The sequence below is a fragment of the Cohnella massiliensis genome, from assembly GCF_900169535.1.
GTDB classification, from domain to species: Bacteria; Bacillota; Bacilli; order Paenibacillales; family Paenibacillaceae; genus Cohnella; species Cohnella algarum.
On sequence record NZ_LT821259.1, the window covers coordinates 1,025,323 to 1,043,670 of the forward strand.

Consider the following 18,348-nt stretch of genomic DNA (forward strand, 5'->3'; position numbering starts at 1 on the left):
TTAGGCTAGCAGGTGGAGGTTGCGCCGCATGAATCAAACGTTGCTTGCCGGCCGCTCTCCTCGGGGTCCTTTTGCCCTGATGCATCGCGTCTACAAGTACATTCTTCCCGGCGTAAAGGAACATCTCGGAGGATGGCGGAGGATGGCGGAGAGCATTCCGGACTCCGAATTGCGGAAGCAGGCGCTCGGCAGCATCGCCCATAAGGAGTTCCATTGCCAGGGAGGGGCGGTTTACGCCGCCGCGAACCTGGAGCAAAGGGATGTGCTGATCCCGCTCATCGTGGCGCTGCAGACGATCAGCGACTACCTGGATAACTTGTGCGATCGCAGCACGTCGCTCGACGCCGACGATTTTCGGCTGCTTCACCGCAGCATGCTGGATGCCGTGACGGTCGGTGCGCCCTTGACGAATTATTACGCGCTCCGCGCCGAGCAGAACGACGGCGGCTACCTGGAAGCGCTCGTCAGACGCTGCCAAGCCTGCATCGAACGCCTTCCTTCGTACTCCCTCGTGCAGAAAGACGTCAGGGAGCTCGTGAGCCTGTACGGCGATCTCCAAGTGTACAAGCATATCGCCAAGCCGCTGCGGGAGGACAAGCTGCTCGCCTGGTGGCAGCAGCACGCGCCCCGCTATCCGGAACTGCTGTGGAACGAATTCGCCGCGGCGACCGGGTCGACGCTCGGCATGTTCATGTTGTTTCTCGCCGCCAGCGACGAGAAGCTCACCGCGAAGCAAGCCGGCGAAATCCGCGACTCTTATTTTCCGGCCATCAACGGGCTGCATATTTTGCTTGATTATCTGATCGACCAGGCGGAGGACGAACAGGGCGGCGACCTGAATTTTTGCAGCTATTACGAGAATCAGGACGAGCTCAACGCCAGAATGCTCCGGATGGTGCAGGCCGCAAGAGCTTCCGCCGATCATTTGCCGTTTGCCGGCTTTCACCGCATGATCGTGGAAGGCTTGCTCGCCTTGTATTTGTCCGATCCGAAAGTGCGGGGCCAGCGCAGAGTCGAGCACACGGCCCGAATTTTGATGAAGGGCAGTCCGTGGACAAGGTTGTTTTTCTGGTTGAACAGCCATTTCATTCGCAAGGCCATGTAAATTTGCAAGCGTCACGAACGAAAGCGGCGGCCGTTTGCAACGAAATTCTAGGAGGAATCGTTCATGAGCGCAGTGAAAAAAATTGCCGTATTGACCAGCGGCGGAGATTCGCAAGGGATGAACGCGGCCGTGAGGGCGGTCGTGCGGAGCGGGCTTTTCCGCGGCTTGGAAGTATACGGAGTTCAACGGGGATACCAAGGGCTGCTTAACGAAGACCTGCGGCCGATGGACCTGCGAAGCGTGGGCGACATCATCCAGCGCGGCGGCACCGTTTTGCAGACGGCCCGCTGCAAGGAATTCATGACGCCGGAAGGGCAGCAGCGGGGCGCGGACGTGCTTCGTAAATACGGAATCGACGGCCTCGTCGTCATCGGCGGGGACGGCTCCTATCAGGGCGCGAACAAGCTGAGCAAGCTCGGCATCAAGACGATGGGCCTGCCGGGGACGATCGACAACGATATTCCGTTCACGGACTTTACGATCGGATTCGATACGGCGGTAAGCATCGTCGTCGACGCGATCAACAAGCTGCGCGACACGATGACGTCGCACGAGCGCTCCTCCGTCGTCGAAGTCATGGGCCGTCACTGCGGGGACATTGCGCTTTACGCCGGGCTTGCCAGCGGGGCGGAATCGATTCTCGTGCCGGAAGTCCCGTTTGACATTCGCGAGATTTCGACGCGGATGAAGGAAAATTTCCAGAACGGGAAGCGCCACAGCATCATTATCGTGGCCGAAGGCGTCGGCCGGGGCGAGGACATCGCCCGCGAGATCACGGAGCATAGCGGAATCGAGCCGCGGGTGACGGTGCTGGGGCACATCCAGCGCGGCGGCACGCCGACGCACAACGACCGGATTTTGGCCAGCCGGCTGGGCGACTTCGCCGTGCAAAAGCTCGCCGAGGGCGATTCCGCCAAAGCCTGCGGCATCATCAAAGGCGAACTTGTCGTCACGGACATCGACAAAGTCGTATCCACGAAAAAAGCGATCGACATGGATCTGTACAACTTGGCGATTCGCCTCGCCCAATAGGGGCGGGCGGTCGCCCGAAACGGGGACGCCTATATGTACTTGTACAAGCTGGAGGCAGTGTTCGGCGATCGGCCCGGCGTCACGATGATCGTGATGGGCGATTCCGACGCCGAAGCGATGGAGCAGGCCGAAGTCCATCTCGAGCGGCATTTTGTCGGCAAGCAGGACGTGCGCGAGCTTGTGCTGATCGAAAAGCGCCGTGCCGTAAAAGGAGCAGGCTACGTCGTTGAGCATAACGGCCGGCTCGGATAAAAGGAAAAGGCTGCTCCCCGGCGATCCGCCGCCCATGGGAAGCAGCCTTTCCGTTTCGCCGAAAATTGCGCATGCTATAGAACGCGTGCCGGCGCTTTGGCGCTCCGTTCGGTTCTCGCTTAGCGTTTTTGCCGAAACTCTCCGATGACGTCTACTGTCTGAACGACGTTGACGAACGCTTGCGGGTCCGTTTCCTTGACCAGCTTTCGCAAATCGGCAAGCTCGTAACGGGTCGTCACCGTCATCAGCAAATCCCGTTCTGCGCTCGTAAACGCGCCTTTCGTTTTCAGCAAGGTCGCGCCGCGGGGAATTCGCAGGAGCTTTTCGGCGAGCTCCTCCGCCCGGTTCGTGACGATGAACGCCGTAACCTTCCGGTGAGGCGTGTGAACGGCGTCAATTACTTTTCCCGTTGCGAAGATCGACAGCATAGAATATAGGGCTGCATCCGCGTTGCGGGCGTAAAGGGCGAGGGCGGCGACGACGATTCCGTTCAACGCCAACAGGAGCGCCCCGACGGGCAAATTGCGCGAGCGGGAAATGATGGAGGCGATGATGTCGAACCCGCCGGTAGAGCCTCCGTAACGAAGCGAAACGGCGGTGCCGGCTCCGACCAGAACGCCTCCGAATACGGCGGATAAGACGGGCTCCCCCGAAAAGGGGCGTACGGGGATGAGCTGCATGAACACCGAAACGGAAATCACGGAAACGAGACTGAGCAAAACGAAACGTTTGCCGAGCGCTTTCCAGCCCCACAATAGAACGGGGACGTTTAAGGCAAAATAAAGCCAGCCGATGTTGAGACCCGTTACGTAACCGACGATCATGGCGACGCCGGATATGCCGCCGCTGAGCATTTCCTGGGGAATAAGCAGCAGCTGGAACCCGGCGGAGATGACCGCGGCGCACAGAACGATAAGTCCGACAGCCGGCAATTCGTGCAAAATGGTTTTCATCGGGAACGATTTTCCTCCGCCGATACGATTCGATGTGCGATGGATTTAGGGTTCCCTTCGCTTTGGAAGGCATGCGGTTTTACCTTTGCTGGTGTTGGATGTCGATTGTGTGTTATAATGGAATGTATATTTTTTGGGACGCAATTAGCTTTAAAGAAGGCCCATAACAGAAGGAGTTTGAAAACAATTTGAGTACATTTTCACAATTCGGTTTGGAGCCCGACGTGCTGCAAGCCATTTCGGAACTTGGTTACGAAGAACCGACTCCCATCCAGGCCCAGGCGATTCCGGTCGCTCTAAGCGGTAAGGATATGATCGGCCAGGCCCAGACGGGCACAGGCAAAACGGCCGCCTTCGGCATTCCGCTCGTCAGCCGCATCGCGGCCAACGAAGATCGCATCGTCACGCTGATCATGGCGCCTACCCGCGAGCTTGCCATTCAGGTTGCGGAAGAAATCGAAAAGCTCGGACGGTTCAAAGGTTTGCGCTCTTTGGCGATTTACGGCGGCCAGGACATCGGCCGGCAAATCCGGGGCTTGAGACGCAAGCCGCAGATCATTATCGGGACGCCGGGACGGCTTCTCGACCACATTAACCGGAAGACGATCCGCCTTGACGACGTTCAGACGGTCGTCCTGGACGAAGCGGACGAAATGCTCGACATGGGCTTTATGGACGATATTCAATCCATCCTCAAGCTCGTTCCGGAAGAGCGTCAAACGCTGCTGTTCTCGGCGACGATGCCTCCGAACATCCAAAAGCTGGCCCAGCAGTTTTTGCGCGACCCCGAGCATATTTCGGTCATTCCCAAGACGCACCAGACGAATGCTTCCATCCAGCAGTTCTACATCGAAGTTCAGGAGCGCATGAAGTTTGACGGCCTTTCCCGCCTGCTCGACATGGAGCCGCCGGAATTGGCGATCGTCTTCGGGCGCACGAAGCGCCGCGTGGCGGAGCTGTCCGAAGCGCTCATGAAGCGCGGATACGCGGCTGACGGGCTGCACGGGGATCTGTCGCAGAACCAGCGCGACGCGGTCATGCGCAAATTCCGCGACGGAAGCATCGACGTGCTCGTGGCAACCGACGTCGCTGCGCGCGGTCTCGACATCTCGGGCGTTACCCACGTCATCAACTTCGATTTGCCGCAAGATCCGGAAAGCTACGTTCACCGCATCGGCCGTACGGGCCGCGCGGGCAAGGAAGGGACTTCCTGGACGTTCGTCACGCCGCGCGAGACGGATCACCTGCATTTTATCGAGCGCGTTAACCGCATCCGCATCGCCAAGAAGGCGCTGCCGACGGTTGCCGAAGCGATGGAAGGCAAGCAGCGCGTCATCGCGGACCGGCTGATCGAAGCGATCGGCAACGAGGAGGACCTGTCCTCGTTCAAGTGGGCGGCGACGCAATTGCTCGAGCAGTACGATTCGATTCAGCTGCTCTCCGCCGCGATGAAGCTTCTCGCGGGCGACAAGAACGACGTCTCCGTCGAGCTTACGCCGGAAGATCCGATCCGCTCGAAGAAACGCAAATTCGACGGACGCGGCGGCGGCGGTTACGGCGGTCAAGGGCGCCGATACAACGGTCCCGGCGGCGGCAATCGCGACGGCGGCTGGCGGCAAGGCGGCGGTCAAGGCCAAGGCGGATATCGCGGAGGCTACGGCGGCGGCAACCGCAGACCGTATCGCGAAGGCGGCGGCAACAGCGGACGCAGCTGGCGCGATGACTCCTCGTCTACGTTCCGCGACGGCGGTTCCCGCGGCAGACGCAACGATCAACGAGACGATACGCGCAATACACGTTCGCAAAGCGAGGATTTCGTCAACATTTGACATCGGCGCGGTAACGACGGCAGATTAAATCGAGATCACGTCATCTAGGAGGAAATCCTATGGAAATGCGGGGCATGATGGGCGGTTTTTACAAAATTTCCGAATGGATTATGCGTTTGTCCGTGACCAACGTGCTGTGGATCGTCTGTTCCCTGCCGGTTTGGTATATGTTTCTGGTGCTGCTGCAATCGGAAACGACGGATCAATTTATTTCAACGATGATCCTGATCGCCATCCTGCTCCCGTTCACTTTTTTTCCGGCGACCTCGGCCATGTTCTCGGTCGCCCGGAAATGGGTGATGGGGGAGACGGACGTCCCTCTGTTCAAAACGTTTTTCCGCAATTACAAGCAAAATTACCTTCAGGCGATGCTTGGGGGGCTTTTGTATGCGGTCCTGTTCTTTATCCTTATCGTTGACTATCAGGTGTATTTAAGGGATTTGGAAGGGTTCGGCGTCGTGGCGATCCTGTTCCTCGCGCTGATGGTTCTGCTGTTCATTTCATTGTTTCAGTTTTTCTCGCTTCTGTCCCACTTTCATATGAAAACGTTTCAATTGCTCAAAAACGCTTTGATCCTGACGATCGGGCGTCCGCTTCGCTCGCTGTCGACGGCGATTATAAGCGCATTCGTCATCTATTTGAGCTTTTTCCAGTTCACCTTTTTGATTCCGTTTTTCATGGGCAGCATCGTCGCGGTCGTCGCGTTCTTCAATTTTTATCATACGATTCAGAAAATGCAGATGAAAGCGCAGCAGGCGCAAGGCCAGGAAGACGATCTGCCGCTGGACGAATCGGAGATGAAAGACGAAGAGGAGAAGGGCAAATAAGTCGGCGATGCCAGCAGGTCCCGGGTTTACTTTTGAACGGTGCATGTTATAATGGGAGTACTTCCTGCGATGTACGTTACGGCGCTTATTGTTTTGAACCAATGCTGTTTCATCGGGAGTCTCATATGACCGAGCGGCTGTCACGCCCCCTAAAGGGGACTTCAAAAACTCGGATGCGGACACCCACCTGCGAGAGCGGGTTCAGAAACTTGCACGTCGAACGGCATAGGCGGGTTTTCTCATCTCACTGTTTTCACCCCGGGACTGACGTGGTAAGATTAGAATTGGCACAGTTGGCACCCGGAGGGAGAGAGTGTATTGCTAAAGCGAATACTCATCGGATTGTTTCGAAGTCAGGAGCATACCGGCGACAGGGCCAAAGATCCGAAACTGAAATCCCATTATTATCGTCTGTCCAAGGACCGCGCTTGGGAAGAGGTCGGCTCGATCCTCAAGAAGATGCAAGGCTACCGCGTCTTGCATGAAGTGCCGACCATCGGCGAAATCGTCATGGAAAAGCGCACGCTGTCCGGCCGTACGATGGACATTACCGTCCAGGTCGTCGGAACCGGCCCCGGAAATTCGGCCGTCGATATCTATTCGGCCTCCCGCGGATCGCTTGGCGATCTTGGCGCCAATTACCGGGTCATACAGGAGATTTATGCGGTGCTCGATAAGAAGCTTGCCGCTTACAAGCGTTAATCGGCATACGATAATAAAGCGAGGAAGGCGCGCGGCCTGCCTCGCTTTTGTTATGTTCCTTCGGGTTTACGATTACAGCAAGCTTTTGACGGCGGCGACGGCGGACTCGTAATTCGGGTGCTCCGTCATTTCGCCCAGCACTTCGACGTACGTAATTTGATCGTTTTTGTCGAGAACGAAAATCGAGCGGAGATCAAGTTGAAACTCTTTGATCAAAACGCCGTATGATTTACCGAAGTTGTTGTCTTTGTAGTCGGACAGCATGACGACGCGATCGACTCCGGCCGCTCCGCACCAGCGGGCTTGCGCGAACGGGAGATCGGCGCTGACCGTCAGGACGACGACATCGTCGCCGAGCTTGGAAGCCTCTTCGTTGAAGCGGCGCGTTTGCGCGTCGCATACGCCGGTATCGATCGAAGGCACGACGCTGATTAGCTTGATTTTGCCCGCGAAATCTTTGAGGGAGACGGTTTCCAGCAGATTTTTGTTCAAGACGAAGTCGGGTGCCTGATCGCCTGCTTTGAGCTCGGGGCCGATGAGCGTAATCGGGTTGCCTTTAAACGTTGCTGCGCCTGCGCGTTCTTGACTCATATTCGGAATTACCTCCTCCAGGGAATAGAGCCGGGTTCGGACTGGAAAACCCAGACTTTGATAAGCTTGCCGAATTTATTATAATCGTTGAGAAACGCGGTTGTCCATTCCATGGAAACCGGGCGCCGTCGGAAAAGGAGCGGATCGATTTGATTTTCCTGCGTTACGAAAGCTTTCGCCAATACATTCGGCTTTATCCGGTGAATACGTTCCTGATCGCGGCCTGCATCGCCATGTTTATCGTCTTGACGGCGACCGGGGGGACGGGGATCTTTCATCTGATCGAATTCGGCGCTTTGACGAACGTCGAGGGCCTCAATCAGGTGTGGCGCTACATTACCGCGCTGTTCCTTCACGGAAGCTGGTCCCATTTGCTCTTCAACATGTTCGCGCTGTTCGTGTTCGCCCCGCCGCTCGAACGGATTTTCGGCCATGTCCGGTTCGCGCTGTTTTACGTCGTTTCCGGCATGTTCGGCAATCTGGCGGCGGTTATGCTGGCGGGGTCCGGTTTTTGGGTGGGTGTGGGGGCTTCCAGCGCGATTTACGGCATTTACGGCGCTTATCTGTACATGACGGTGTTCCAGCGCCAGATGCTTGACCAGGCGTCCCGTACGACCGTCTACGCTATTTTGGCCATGGGGCTTATCCATTCCTTCCTTGTCCCGAATATCGGCTATTGGGCGCATATAGGGGGGCTTGCGGCGGGATTTGTTTTTTACAAAATATTGGGCGGAAAAATCGCCCGCTGACGACGGCGGAAGTTCGAGAGTTCATCCCGGACATTGCGGAAGGAGTTTGACTTGAGTTGGAACTGCGACAACTGCAGTATTTTATCCGCGTTGCGAAACTGCAGCATGTGACAAAAGCGGCTGAAGAACTGCACGTGGCACAATCGGCGGTAAGCCGCCAAATTCACCGGCTGGAGGAAGAGTTGGGGGTTCAGCTGTTCATGCAGCGGGGGCGCAACGTGCAATTGACGCCCGTGGGCCATTTGTTTCTGAAGCGGGCCGAGTGCATTTTGCAGGACCTGGACAACGCGGTGACGGAAATTCACGAATTCGTGGACCCCGAAGCCGGCGAGATTCGTCTCGGCTTTCCGCACAGCCTCGGCATTCTGCTGATTCCCCAGGTCATTGCGGCTTTTCGCAAAGTCCATCCCCAGGTCAAATTCCGTTTCCGCCAGGGGATGTACGCTTCGCTGATTCGCGATATCGTCGAAGCGGAGGTGGACTTGGCGTTTATTTCTCCCTTCCCGGAAAAGAACGAATCGGTAACGGGAGAAATCGTCCTGACGGAAGAATTGTTCGCCATCCTTCCGCAAAATCATCCGCTCGCCAATGAGAAGTCGATTCATTTGCGCGCGCTTAAGGATGAATACTTCGTGTTGTTCAGCAATCCGTACTCCTTGCGTCCGATCGTATGGGAGGCCTGCAAGGCGGCGGGATTTTTGCCGCGGATCGGATTTGAAGGAGAAGAAACGGACACGATCCGCGGGCTCGTTGCCGCCGGCATGGGCGTCAGCTTGCTTCCGGAGATGGCGCTCCATCACACCGGAACGATGATGCCGGCCGTCGTCAAAATCGAGGAGCCGCGCGTGACGCGAACGATCGGCCTCATCCGCCGGGCCGGCGAGAAGCCTTCGCCGGTCGTCCGATTGTTCCATCATTTCGTCCTGGAATATTTCCGCAGCGAATACGACAAGTCCCAATCGAATGCCCGAAATTAAAGGATTAACGAGATAACGGCCCGCGGAGGCCGTTATCTCGTTTCGTTGAGGCCGGAAGCGGCTGGTCATTCGAAATAACGGTCTGCTCGACACTTCCATTCTCTCTTGGCGAATGGTTGCTCGCCGCTTCCGTTTTGCCCAAGAGCGGTTTCTTTTGCTTCGTCTATCTTTAAGCAAAAAAGGGCCGTCCCTTAGGTCCGTTCGACCATTGGGACAGCCCCTTGCCGTTTCGTTATTCGCGGTTGTTGACGAACATTAGAATCAGCCGGATCAGTTCGAGCAGGGAGACCAGCGCGGCCGCTACGTAGGTGAGAGCCGCCGCATTGAGCACTTTCGCGACTCCGCGCTCTTCGTCGCCGGCGATAAACCCTTCGGCGACCATCAGCCTGCGCGCTCTGGAGCTGGCGTTGAACTCGACGGGCAGCGTCACAAGCTGGAACGCTACGGCAGCCGAGAAAAAGATGATGCCCAGTCCGATCAGGTTAAACGAGCTGAACAGGAAGCCGGCGATCAACAGGAAGGGCGCGATGCCGGACGCGATGTTGACGACCGGGAACATCCGGTGGCGAAGCACGAGCGCCGGATAATGCTCCTTGTGCTGAATGGCGTGGCCGACTTCGTGGCAAGCGACGGAGATCGCGGAAATGGAGCTTTCGTAATATACCGGCTCCGACAAGCGGACGACGCGGTTGATCGGATCGTAGTGGTCCGACAGCTTGCCGGGTACGGGCTCGATCGGCACGTCGTGCAGGCCGTTGCGGTCCAGCATTCGTCTTGCGGCATCGTAACCGGTCATTCCGCTGCTGGCCCGGGTTTCCGAAAAGCGGTTAAACGTTCCGCTGACGCGGAATTGCGCCCATAGCGACAATAGAAAAGCGAGAATAATCGGAATGTACATCCAGTTAGAGTTCATAGTCGATACCTCCATTAAATTGGCTCGGACGGCTTACATCAAGTTGCTCTTGCTCAGAAGCAGCAGCAGGGCTTCGACGCAGGCGGCCGTTTGCGGGGAAAGGGTCCGGTACAAGCGCTTGGCCTGCTGGGGCTTCAATTGCTCCAGCACCGGTTCCAGCTCCTTGACTTCCCGTTCCAGCTGAACGAGATGGCTCTGCAAATCCGCCAGCTTGCGCGACACTTGCTCGTCGGGAGTTACCCGGCTCAACGCGGCGAATTTCTCCCGAATTTCCTCCAGGGAAAATTTCTGAGCTTTCAACTGTTCAATACGGCGTATTCGCTCCAAAGTTTCATCGTCGTACAGCCGATAATTTCCTCCGGAACGTTTGACGGGGGACAGGAGACCCAAACCTGTGTAATAATCGATGGTTCGGGGACTGATGCCGGCAAGTCGGGCCAATTCCCCGATTCGATACATGTTGCGATTCTTTTCGGGCGATCCATGACGCACAACAGCCACCTTCTTTCCTTAATAACATCCATATTCTTATCTATTGTTATCATACCGATCCGGAACCATACAGTCAAACGTGATGCTTTTGGAACATTTGACGAAATTACGGCAATTTAAACGGGGAAGGAAAAGTCACATAAGATTCATGTCAGAAATCGAGAAATGCCTATATTTTGTGAAATAACGACAAAAATGCGATATAGGACTAAATCCTTATTCAAGTGAAAAAATCATTGGAAAATAAGGTTATTTCTTAACGTTCGGGCCTTGAATCGAATCTAATGTTAGGTATTTTTCGTTTTTCATTAACAATTATCATAATTTCATATTGTCAAATCGTGAACTTCTTACTATAATGGCACTAAGCCTTTCTTGAAATGTTATGAAATATCACAATTTGGGGAGTGGTCGGCAAATGGTTAAGAAGAGTCTAATGGCAATCGCGGCTTTACTCGTGCTTTTCCCGACGATGGCGTTCGCAGCGGATGGTGAACCGTCGCCAGCGATGGGACTAAACGCACTGTGGATCATGGTTGCCGCTATACTCGTCCTGCTTATGCAAGGCGGATTCATCCTGCTAGAGACCGGTTCGACCCGAATGAAAAACGCGGGTCACGTTGCAGGCAAAACGATTTTCACGGTAGGTCTTTGTTCCCTGGTCTATTGGGCCGTCGGCTACGGCTTCGCATTCGGTGGGGATGCGGGCGAAGGGCTGAACAAGTTTATCGGGCTCGGCAACTTTTTCTTTAATCCGGCCATTACGGCCGGCGCGGAAGACAGCTATCCGTCGGCCGTGTTCTTCGTCTTCCAACTTGCTTTCGCGGCGGTCTCGCTGTCGATCGCCTGGGGCGGATTCGCCGAACGCGCCAAACTGTCGGTTTACCTGATCTTCACGGTTATTTTTGCCGGCGTTATTTATCCGATTATCGCGCACTGGATCTGGGGCGGCGGCTGGCTGTTCGCGGACGGCGCGCAAGACTTCGCAGGTTCCACGGTCGTGCACTTGACCGGCGCGATGGCCGCGCTTGCCGCTACGATTCTGCTCAAGCCGCGGATCGGCAAATACAACAAGGACGGTTCCGCCAACGAAATTCTCGGTCACAACCAAGTCTACACGTCCCTGGCCGTTCTCCTTCTGTGGGTTGGCTGGTTCGGATTCAACGCAGGTTCCACGGTCGGCATCGGCGACGGCTTCTTTGCTTACGTCGCGTTCACGACGCAACTGGGCGCTGCGGGCGGCGCGGTAGCCGCGCTGCTTATCTCCTGGATCGTAAAAGGCAAAGCGGATATCGGCGTTACGCTGAACGGCGCGCTGGCGGGCCTTGTCGCCATCACCGCATCCTGCGCCTTCGTAGAGCCTTGGGCAGCCGTCGTGATCGGCCTGATCGCAGGCGTACTCGTCTTCTTCTGCATGAACTTCTTCGAAAAAATCAAAGTCGACGATCCGATTGCGGCAATGTCCGTGCACGGAGCGGCAGGAGTTTGGGGTACGCTGGCGAATGGTTTCTTTGCGACTCCGGAGCTTGTCGAAAGAACGGCAACGGGCAGACCCGGACTGTTCTACGGCGGCGGCGGCGAACAGTTGTGGGTTCAATTCGAATCGGTCGTCGTTTGCGGCGCCTTCGCCTTCCTTGCTTCGTTTATCGTCCTGTGGGTCATCAAGCAAGTCATCGGCCTGCGCGTCTCCGAAGAACAAGAAATTCTCGGTCTGGACCTTAGCGAGCACGGCAACTACGGCTATCCGGAAGCCATCAAAAAACCAGGCACGACGTCGGTGTAAGTTCGGATCAATACCTATCGCTTGATTACCGGCGTTCAACAGGAGGGAAAAAGCCCGCATGTCCAGTCTGCACAGGCAGGAGCGGTTGCTTAACGTCACCGGCGCCGGAAATCCGGAAGAGCTGAGATCGATTCGGGAAGAGGAGCAGAACCGCTTGTCGGCGGTTCTCTCCTCTTCTCCGGGGATACAAGTGATTCAACAATTGAACGAGCTGCACGACGCCATCATCGTCCGCGCGCTCGAACTTGCCGAAAGCGAGTTGGAACGGACCGGATTCGGAAATCCGCCCGTGCCTTACGCTTACGTGCTGTTCGGCAGCGGCGGGAGGAGCGAGCAGACGATGAGCAGCGATCAGGACAGCGCGATCGTCTACGCGGACCCGGGCGAAACGGCCGACGCCGCTCGCTGCGAGCCGTATTTTCGGGAGTTGGGACGCGTAGCGGTCGAACGGCTCGTCGAGGCGGGGTATCCTCCTTGCGAGGGGAATGTCATCGCCTCGAATCCCGAATGGTGCTTGTCCATGACGGGGTGGGAAGCAAAGCTCGACGGCTGGTTCGACGAACCGAGCTGGGAGCATGTGCGTTACTTGCTCATCGTGGCGGACGCCCGTTTCGTTTACGGGAACGAGGCGCTCGCGACGCAATGGAAAAACCGATTTTACCGGGATGTGCTGCACAATCCGGTTATCGCGCGCCGCATGATGGAAAATACGCTGCGGCATAAAGTGCTGATCGGCGTTTTCGGTCAATTGCTGACCGAAAGCTACGGGGAAGAGGCGGGCAGCCTTGACATCAAATACGGCGCTTATATTCCGATGGTGAACGTGTTCCGCTTGCTTGCCATCAAAGCCGACATTCGGGAAACGAGCACGCTCGGGCGGATTCGGGCGCTCGCGGATGCCGGGCTGATTACGGAGCGCGAGCAGCTCGCGGCGAACGAAGCGTTTACGTTATTTTTGCGTTTGCGTTTGCTGTCCATGGCAAAGATGGAAGACGGCCAATGGATCGGGTCCGGCAAAGTTCCGGTCAAGCTTTTGGCGTCGGAATGGACCAAACCTTTGAAGAAAGCGTTGAGACTCGGAAGGAAGCTTCAACGCCAACTGGAAAAGGGGATTCGTGACCGCTTCGGCGGGAGGTGAACATCATGAAAGAGCCCAAAAGTCCGATGGGACGAATGTGGCACTTGTATAAGCAAGGCGGCATTACCCCGGCGATCGCGTCGATGCTCGGTTCCAACCATGCGCAGCAGGTGGCGTTCATCCGTTCGATGTCTCGCGAGCAGCGCAAGGAATCGCTGCTGGACACGCCGCTGGACGAGCTGGAAACCGTCGTGTTCGATCTTGAAACGACCGGTTTTCACCCGTATAACGGGGACGAAATTTTATCGATCGGGGGCGTGCTGACGAAGGGCGGGGAGCTGCAGGATGCCGAACCGTTCTATACGCTCGTCAATCCGAAGCGCAAAGTTCCCCGCCATATTACGGAATTGACGGGCATTACGAATGAAATGGCGGAAAACGCTCCCGAGCTCGTGCAAGGCTTGCACGATTTTATGGATTTTGCCGGCAAGCGCGTGCTGATTGCCCACGGCAGCGGGCACGACAAGCAGTTTTTGAATGCGGCCTTATGGAAAACGTCCAAAATCAATCTGACCCACCGCGTGCTGGATACGATGATGGTGGCAAAATGGCTGGAACCGAAACGAATGAGCTACGGGCTCGATGAATTGCTGGAGACGTATCACGTGGAAGTTACGGTGCGACATCATGCGCTTCACGATTCGGTCATGACCGCCAAGCTGTGGTTCCGCCTGCTCGAAATTATTCGCGCGAAGCAAGTATCGACTCTCGGCGACCTGTACGCCTATTTAAGCAGGCATTAACCTTACCGGGGTTTCGGGTTTGTCGCGATTTTTGTCCATTCGTTCCATGGCGTGCGACCGAAAACATGAACGTTCGCATGCCCGTCGGCGAGCGATACAATCCAATAAGTGGCCCAGCCGTCCCAACCCGCCCGATCGAGAGCGCTCGGCGTGGGGGACCCCTGCGGGTGGGAATGAAAAATACCGACGATGCTTCGTTGGTTTTTTTGTGCGTCGTAATAAACGCGAACCCAATCGGCCGGATCGAACCGAAACGTCGCGAAGGGCTCCGCGCTTGCGTTTCGCACGAGCCGATGTTCGTCCGCGTACAGGCGATCGTTTTCGATCGTGCCCAACAGGATGCCGCATGTTTCGTATGGCGCGCGCGCGAGGCAATCGCGGATCAGCTTCTCGCGCGCGGCTTCGCTCATATTCGCTTGGCGGATCGCGGTCATGGAAAGAACCTCCTCTCCCCTCCAGTATGAGGGAAGACGAGGCCGAACGGCAACTTTCCTTATTTGACTTGCTTGGCGGGTTTTACGAACAAAAACACGAGCACGAGCGTAACGGCGGCCAGGATCGATACCGAAATAAACACCGTCCGGTCGGATATCCCCATCATCCATCCGAACAAGGGTGGTCCGAGCGCGACCCCGAAAAACCGCAGGCTGCTGTAGAGCGACGTAAGCATGCCCCGTTCGGTTTTTTCTACGATGCCCGTGATCATCGTCGTGAGGCAAGGAAGAAGCATGCCGGTTCCGATGCTGCTTGTCGTCAGCAGGCCGATGAACACGTAAATATTCTGGTTCAGCCAAATCGTCAGGGCAAGCGAAACGGTCATCAGGACAAGTCCGATATTCATCATCCAGCGGATCAGCACGCCGTTTTTCTTGATAATATGCCCCGTCACGTACGCGGCCGTCACCATCCCGAACAAAGGAATGGCGAGAATGAACCCTTTTCGAACGCCTTCGATCTTGTAGGGGGCTTCTTCCAGCGTATTGGACAAATAAAACAAGACGCCGAACAAGACGAACAGCGCGGCGGTACCCGCCCAAAACGAAGCATACAGCCATCTCCCGTGCTGGCGGAAAATTTGGCCGATTTTCGAAGTATACTCCTTGAGCTTCATCGGCTCGGCTTCCCGTTTCGGCTCCTTAATCCAAACCAGGATGGCAATCAAGGCGAGCAGGCAAAAGGCCGAGAAGGAAAAGAAGACCGCGTACCAGACGATAAGAGCGAACAACGAGCCGATAATGGGACTGACGACCTTGCCCGAGCCGTTGGCGGCTTCGATCAGGCCAAGCGCCTGGCTTTCCTCCGCATCCTTATACAGGTCGCCTGTCAAAGCCATGACGATCGGCGTCGTTCCGGCCGCTCCGATTCCTTGAATGGCTCTCGAAACGAGCAAAAGCCAGTAGCTGTGCCAAACGGCGGCAAACCCCGATAAGATGCCCGCTCCTCCGTAAATGACCAATGCGGGGATCATGACGGATTTGCGGCCGAACCGGTCCGACAAAAAACCGGCGATCGGAATGAAAAAAGCGGCGGTCAACGAAAACAAGGTAATGACCAGGCTGCTCTGCAGCGACGAAATGCCAAGCTCGCGCTGCAAGGTGGGCAAAATCGGCACGATCATCGAGTTGCCGAGCACGAGCACGACCGGAACGGAAGCCAGCGCGATGTACTCCCATGTTTTCGATTTCCGGCCGGACGACGTCTTTTGGCCCGAATTTTGGCGTTCGCGCGATATCGATCCGGCGCTGCCGGCGGCGGTACGGTTTTTGGATGCTGCGGTTGCCATACGGCTCCTCCTCGGACGTTTCGATAACGAACAGGTCTAATGTACCCCCGCGAAACGCGAATCATGCCGGGACGGGAAAGGAAAGGTATGGTTGGAATCGGGGCGGCTTATCATGTAATATAGAGAGGCAACCAAGGATTCGCGAAAGAGGGAAACGATGAGAATGAAACGAAATTTGGCGATATTGGGTCTTGTCATCATAGCCGTTGCGGCAGTCCTGTGGTGGAACCAATCGGGCGGAGAGGCCGACAGGAACGATTCGGCGGCGGCCACTTCCGGAGCCGGGGGAGAAGCGCTGAAGGTCGAGCCGGTGGAGGGTTCCCTTGCCCCTTCGTTCTCTCTGGCCACAATAGACGAGCAAACGCAGTACGATGTCGGAGGGCCGAGGGACAAGGCGCTCATTATCAATTTCTGGGCTTCGTGGTGCGGCCCCTGCGATCTGGAAGCTCCGGACTTGCAGGCGATTTACGATAAATACAAGGATAAGCTGGATTTGTACGCCGTTAACGCGACGAAGTACGATACGGTGCGCGGAGCGAAGGATTTCGTGAAAGAGAAGCAAATAACGTTTCCGGTCATTATGGATACGGACAACAAAGCCGGCGACCTGTACAAAGTTTTTTCGTACCCGATCAGCTTCATCATCGATAAAAACGGCGTCGTGCGCGAACGGATCGAAGGGATTCAACCGTTGGAAAAGTGGGAGGACATGATTCGGGAAGTTGTGGACGCTTAACGCGGCAATAATCGAAAGGCCCCCGTCGAACCGACGCGGGGCCTTCGTTATGGGGCTGTGCTTTTAATGATTGATCAAGCCGTGCGCTTCCAGCTGGATACCGGGGGTGGCCGCACTTTTCGGCATGCCCAGCAGGGCATACCGGATGCTGTCCACGAGCGCCTCCCAGCTGGCTTCGATGACGTTGGACGAAACGCCGACCGTACTCCACGTGTCCTTGAAGTCCGTCGACTCGATCAGGACGCGCACCTTGGCCGCGGTCGCGTCCTTTTCGTCAAGCACCCGGACCTTGTAATCGCTCAGGTGAATGTCGGCGATGCCGGGGAAGTATTGGACGAGCGCCTTGCGCAGCGCGTTGTCGAGCGCGTTGACCGGGCCGTTTCCTTCGGCGACGGTGTATACGTGATTGTCCCCGACATGCAATCGCACGATCGCTTCCGAGGTCATGCCGGCGTTCGTTTTTTCCACCATGATTTTGAACGATTCGATCGCGAACACTTCGACCGCGTCATCGAACGCTTCCCGCAACAGCAGCTCGAGCGACGCGTCCGCGCCTTCGAATTGGTACCCTTGATGTTCGAGTTCCTTGACCCGGTCGATGATTTCCCGCGATTTGTCGCTGTGCGAAGCGATATCGAGACCAAGCTCCTGCGCTTTGGACACGATGTTGCTCTGGCCGGCGAGCTCGGAGACGAGAATCCGCTGCTTGTTGCCGACAAGGCCGGGCTCGATATGCTCGTACGTTTTGGAATCTTTCATGATGGCGGACACGTGGATTCCGCCTTTGTGGGCAAAAGCGGCCGTTCCGACATAAGGCTGATTGACGGGCAACATGACGTTGGCGATTTCCCCAACGTAGCGCGCTACGCTCGTAAGCGATTGAAGCTGTTCGTTCGTTATGCAATCGTACCCCATTTTCAGCTGGAGGGTGGGCAAAATCGAGCACAAATTCGCATTGCCGCAGCGTTCGCCGTACCCGTTGATCGTGCCTTGTACCTGCCTTGCGCCGGCTGAAACCGCGGCCAGCGTATTGGCGACCGCAAGCTCGCAGTCGTTGTGCGTATGAATGCCGATCGGCGCCTGGATTTCGGCCGCGACGCGCGATACGATTTCATGAATTTCGGACGGCAGCGTACCGCCGTTCGTATCGCACAGCACGATCCAGTCCGTGCCGGCTTCCTTCGCTTTCCGGAGCGCCGAGAGGGCATATTCGGGATTGGCCTTGAAGCCGTCGAAAAAGTGCTCCGCGTCGAAAATCGCTTCCATGTCGTGGCGCTTCACGAATGCAAGCGACTCGTAAATCATCGCCAAATTTTCATCCAAGGTCGTTTGCAGCGCCGTATGGACGTGAAAATCCCACGACTTGCCGACCAGGGTAGCCGCCTTCGCGCCGGATTCGATCAGATGGCGCAGGTTGGCGTCCTGTTCGCAGGTGCTGTTTTTGCGCCGGGTGCTGCCGAAAGCGGTCAGCTTCGCCTGCATGTTCATCGCGCGGGCTCTTTTGAAAAACTCGATGTCCTTGCCGTTGCTTCCCGGATTTCCGCCTTCAATATAATGAACGCCGAGCGCGTCGAGTTTAACCGCAATTTTAAGCTTGTCTTCCGCTGTCAGGCTGATGCCTTCGCCTTGCGTGCCGTCGCGAAGAGTCGTATCGAAAATGCTGATGGACGTAGACATGAAAAACGGGATGCCTCCTTCAAAACAAGTGAAACTATTATACCATGCCTTGCCTCAAATGTAGAG

At 56.3% G+C, this 18,348-nt stretch carries 19 protein-coding genes and 1 other RNA gene; 13 read left to right on the top strand and 7 right to left on the bottom strand.

The window, feature by feature from the left end:
* Positions 1 to 28 precede the first annotated feature (28 nt).
* The 3 genes from B7E11_RS18450 (at position 29) to B7E11_RS18460 (ending at position 2,389) form a co-directional block, all read left to right on the top strand.
* Positions 29 to 1,105 carry a tetraprenyl-beta-curcumene synthase family protein gene (locus B7E11_RS18450; protein WP_080837228.1) on the top strand — a complete coding sequence of 359 codons (1,077 nt, stop codon included), beginning with the start codon at positions 29 to 31 and terminating at the stop codon, positions 1,103 to 1,105.
* A 63-nt stretch (positions 1,106 to 1,168) separates the two neighbouring features.
* On the top strand, positions 1,169 to 2,137 hold the full coding sequence (gene pfkA, locus B7E11_RS18455) for a 6-phosphofructokinase (protein WP_080837231.1): 969 nt from the start codon (positions 1,169 to 1,171) through the stop codon (positions 2,135 to 2,137).
* 33 nt (positions 2,138 to 2,170) lie between these two features.
* Entirely contained in the window at positions 2,171 to 2,389 is a 219-nt protein-coding gene (locus tag B7E11_RS18460) for a DUF3906 family protein (protein ID WP_080837233.1), read from the top strand.
* 119 nt (positions 2,390 to 2,508) lie between these two features.
* Here the strand turns inward: B7E11_RS18460 and B7E11_RS18465 are convergent, their stop codons facing one another.
* Positions 2,509 to 3,342: a YitT family protein gene (locus tag B7E11_RS18465; protein WP_080837236.1), complete on the bottom strand. Its 834-nt coding sequence runs from the start codon at positions 3,340 to 3,342 to the stop codon at positions 2,509 to 2,511.
* A 188-nt stretch (positions 3,343 to 3,530) separates the two neighbouring features.
* Between B7E11_RS18465 and cshA the strand changes: the two genes are divergently transcribed.
* From cshA to B7E11_RS18485, 4 genes are all read left to right on the top strand, one after another.
* Positions 3,531 to 5,171 carry a degradosome RNA helicase CshA gene (gene cshA, locus B7E11_RS18470; RefSeq protein WP_080837240.1) on the top strand — a complete coding sequence of 547 codons (1,641 nt, stop codon included), beginning with the start codon at positions 3,531 to 3,533 and terminating at the stop codon, positions 5,169 to 5,171.
* Between the two features lie 59 nt (positions 5,172 to 5,230).
* Positions 5,231 to 5,998, top strand: coding sequence for a YesL family protein (locus tag B7E11_RS18475; protein WP_080837243.1), 768 nt, complete (start codon positions 5,231 to 5,233; stop codon positions 5,996 to 5,998).
* A 58-nt stretch (positions 5,999 to 6,056) separates the two neighbouring features.
* Positions 6,057 to 6,238: non-coding RNA, 6S RNA (gene ssrS / locus B7E11_RS18480), on the top strand.
* 78 nt (positions 6,239 to 6,316) lie between these two features.
* Complete coding sequence (locus B7E11_RS18485) at positions 6,317 to 6,700, top strand: DUF1499 domain-containing protein (RefSeq protein WP_080837246.1); 384 nt, start codon at positions 6,317 to 6,319, stop codon at positions 6,698 to 6,700.
* A gap of 72 nt (positions 6,701 to 6,772) precedes the next feature.
* Here the strand turns inward: B7E11_RS18485 and tpx are convergent, their stop codons facing one another.
* Positions 6,773 to 7,291, bottom strand: coding sequence for a thiol peroxidase (gene tpx / locus B7E11_RS18490; protein WP_080837249.1), 519 nt, complete (start codon positions 7,289 to 7,291; stop codon positions 6,773 to 6,775).
* A 149-nt stretch (positions 7,292 to 7,440) separates the two neighbouring features.
* On the opposite strand from tpx, the gene B7E11_RS18495 reads away from it, so the two are divergent.
* Together B7E11_RS18495 and gltC are read left to right on the top strand one after the other, a co-directional pair.
* A complete protein-coding gene (locus tag B7E11_RS18495; RefSeq protein WP_080837251.1) occupies positions 7,441 to 8,040 on the top strand; it encodes a rhomboid family intramembrane serine protease in 600 nt (199 codons plus the stop codon).
* Between the two features lie 56 nt (positions 8,041 to 8,096).
* Positions 8,097 to 9,017: a glutamate biosynthesis transcriptional regulator GltC gene (gltC, locus tag B7E11_RS18500; RefSeq protein WP_080837252.1), complete on the top strand. Its 921-nt coding sequence runs from the start codon at positions 8,097 to 8,099 to the stop codon at positions 9,015 to 9,017.
* Between the two features lie 232 nt (positions 9,018 to 9,249).
* Here the strand turns inward: gltC and B7E11_RS18505 are convergent, their stop codons facing one another.
* Positions 9,250 to 9,930 carry a zinc metallopeptidase gene (locus tag B7E11_RS18505; RefSeq protein ID WP_080837256.1) on the bottom strand — a complete coding sequence of 227 codons (681 nt, stop codon included), beginning with the start codon at positions 9,928 to 9,930 and terminating at the stop codon, positions 9,250 to 9,252.
* A gap of 33 nt (positions 9,931 to 9,963) precedes the next feature.
* A complete protein-coding gene (locus B7E11_RS18510) occupies positions 9,964 to 10,389 on the bottom strand; it encodes a MerR family transcriptional regulator (protein ID WP_080840881.1) in 426 nt (141 codons plus the stop codon).
* A 451-nt stretch (positions 10,390 to 10,840) separates the two neighbouring features.
* Between B7E11_RS18510 and B7E11_RS18515 the strand changes: the two genes are divergently transcribed.
* From B7E11_RS18515 to B7E11_RS18525, 3 genes are read left to right on the top strand one after another with little or no spacing between them, the layout of a single operon-like run.
* Entirely contained in the window at positions 10,841 to 12,205 is a 1,365-nt protein-coding gene (locus tag B7E11_RS18515) for an ammonium transporter (RefSeq protein ID WP_080837258.1), read from the top strand.
* A gap of 58 nt (positions 12,206 to 12,263) precedes the next feature.
* Positions 12,264 to 13,343 carry a DUF294 nucleotidyltransferase-like domain-containing protein gene (locus B7E11_RS18520; protein WP_080837260.1) on the top strand — a complete coding sequence of 360 codons (1,080 nt, stop codon included), beginning with the start codon at positions 12,264 to 12,266 and terminating at the stop codon, positions 13,341 to 13,343.
* 5 nt (positions 13,344 to 13,348) lie between these two features.
* Positions 13,349 to 14,086, top strand: coding sequence for an exonuclease domain-containing protein (locus tag B7E11_RS18525; RefSeq protein WP_080837265.1), 738 nt, complete (start codon positions 13,349 to 13,351; stop codon positions 14,084 to 14,086).
* Positions 14,087 to 14,088: 2 nt separating this feature from the next.
* Here the strand turns inward: B7E11_RS18525 and B7E11_RS18530 are convergent, their stop codons facing one another.
* Both B7E11_RS18530 and B7E11_RS18535 read right to left on the bottom strand, forming a co-directional pair.
* Positions 14,089 to 14,520, bottom strand: a complete 432-nt coding sequence (locus B7E11_RS18530; protein ID WP_080837267.1) for a M67 family metallopeptidase — start codon at positions 14,518 to 14,520, stop codon at positions 14,089 to 14,091.
* Between the two features lie 59 nt (positions 14,521 to 14,579).
* Positions 14,580 to 15,869 (bottom strand): MFS transporter, encoded by a 1,290-nt coding sequence (locus B7E11_RS18535; protein ID WP_080837269.1) that lies wholly within the window; start codon positions 15,867 to 15,869, stop codon positions 14,580 to 14,582.
* A 157-nt stretch (positions 15,870 to 16,026) separates the two neighbouring features.
* On the opposite strand from B7E11_RS18535, the gene B7E11_RS18540 reads away from it, so the two are divergent.
* Positions 16,027 to 16,605, top strand: coding sequence for a TlpA family protein disulfide reductase (locus tag B7E11_RS18540; protein ID WP_080837272.1), 579 nt, complete (start codon positions 16,027 to 16,029; stop codon positions 16,603 to 16,605).
* 63 nt (positions 16,606 to 16,668) lie between these two features.
* Here the strand turns inward: B7E11_RS18540 and cimA are convergent, their stop codons facing one another.
* The gene (gene cimA, locus B7E11_RS18545; RefSeq protein ID WP_080837274.1) at positions 16,669 to 18,282 is read right to left on the bottom strand and encodes a citramalate synthase; all 1,614 of its coding nucleotides are present in this window, start codon (positions 18,280 to 18,282) and stop codon (positions 16,669 to 16,671) included.
* Positions 18,283 to 18,348: the final 66 nt, after the last annotated feature.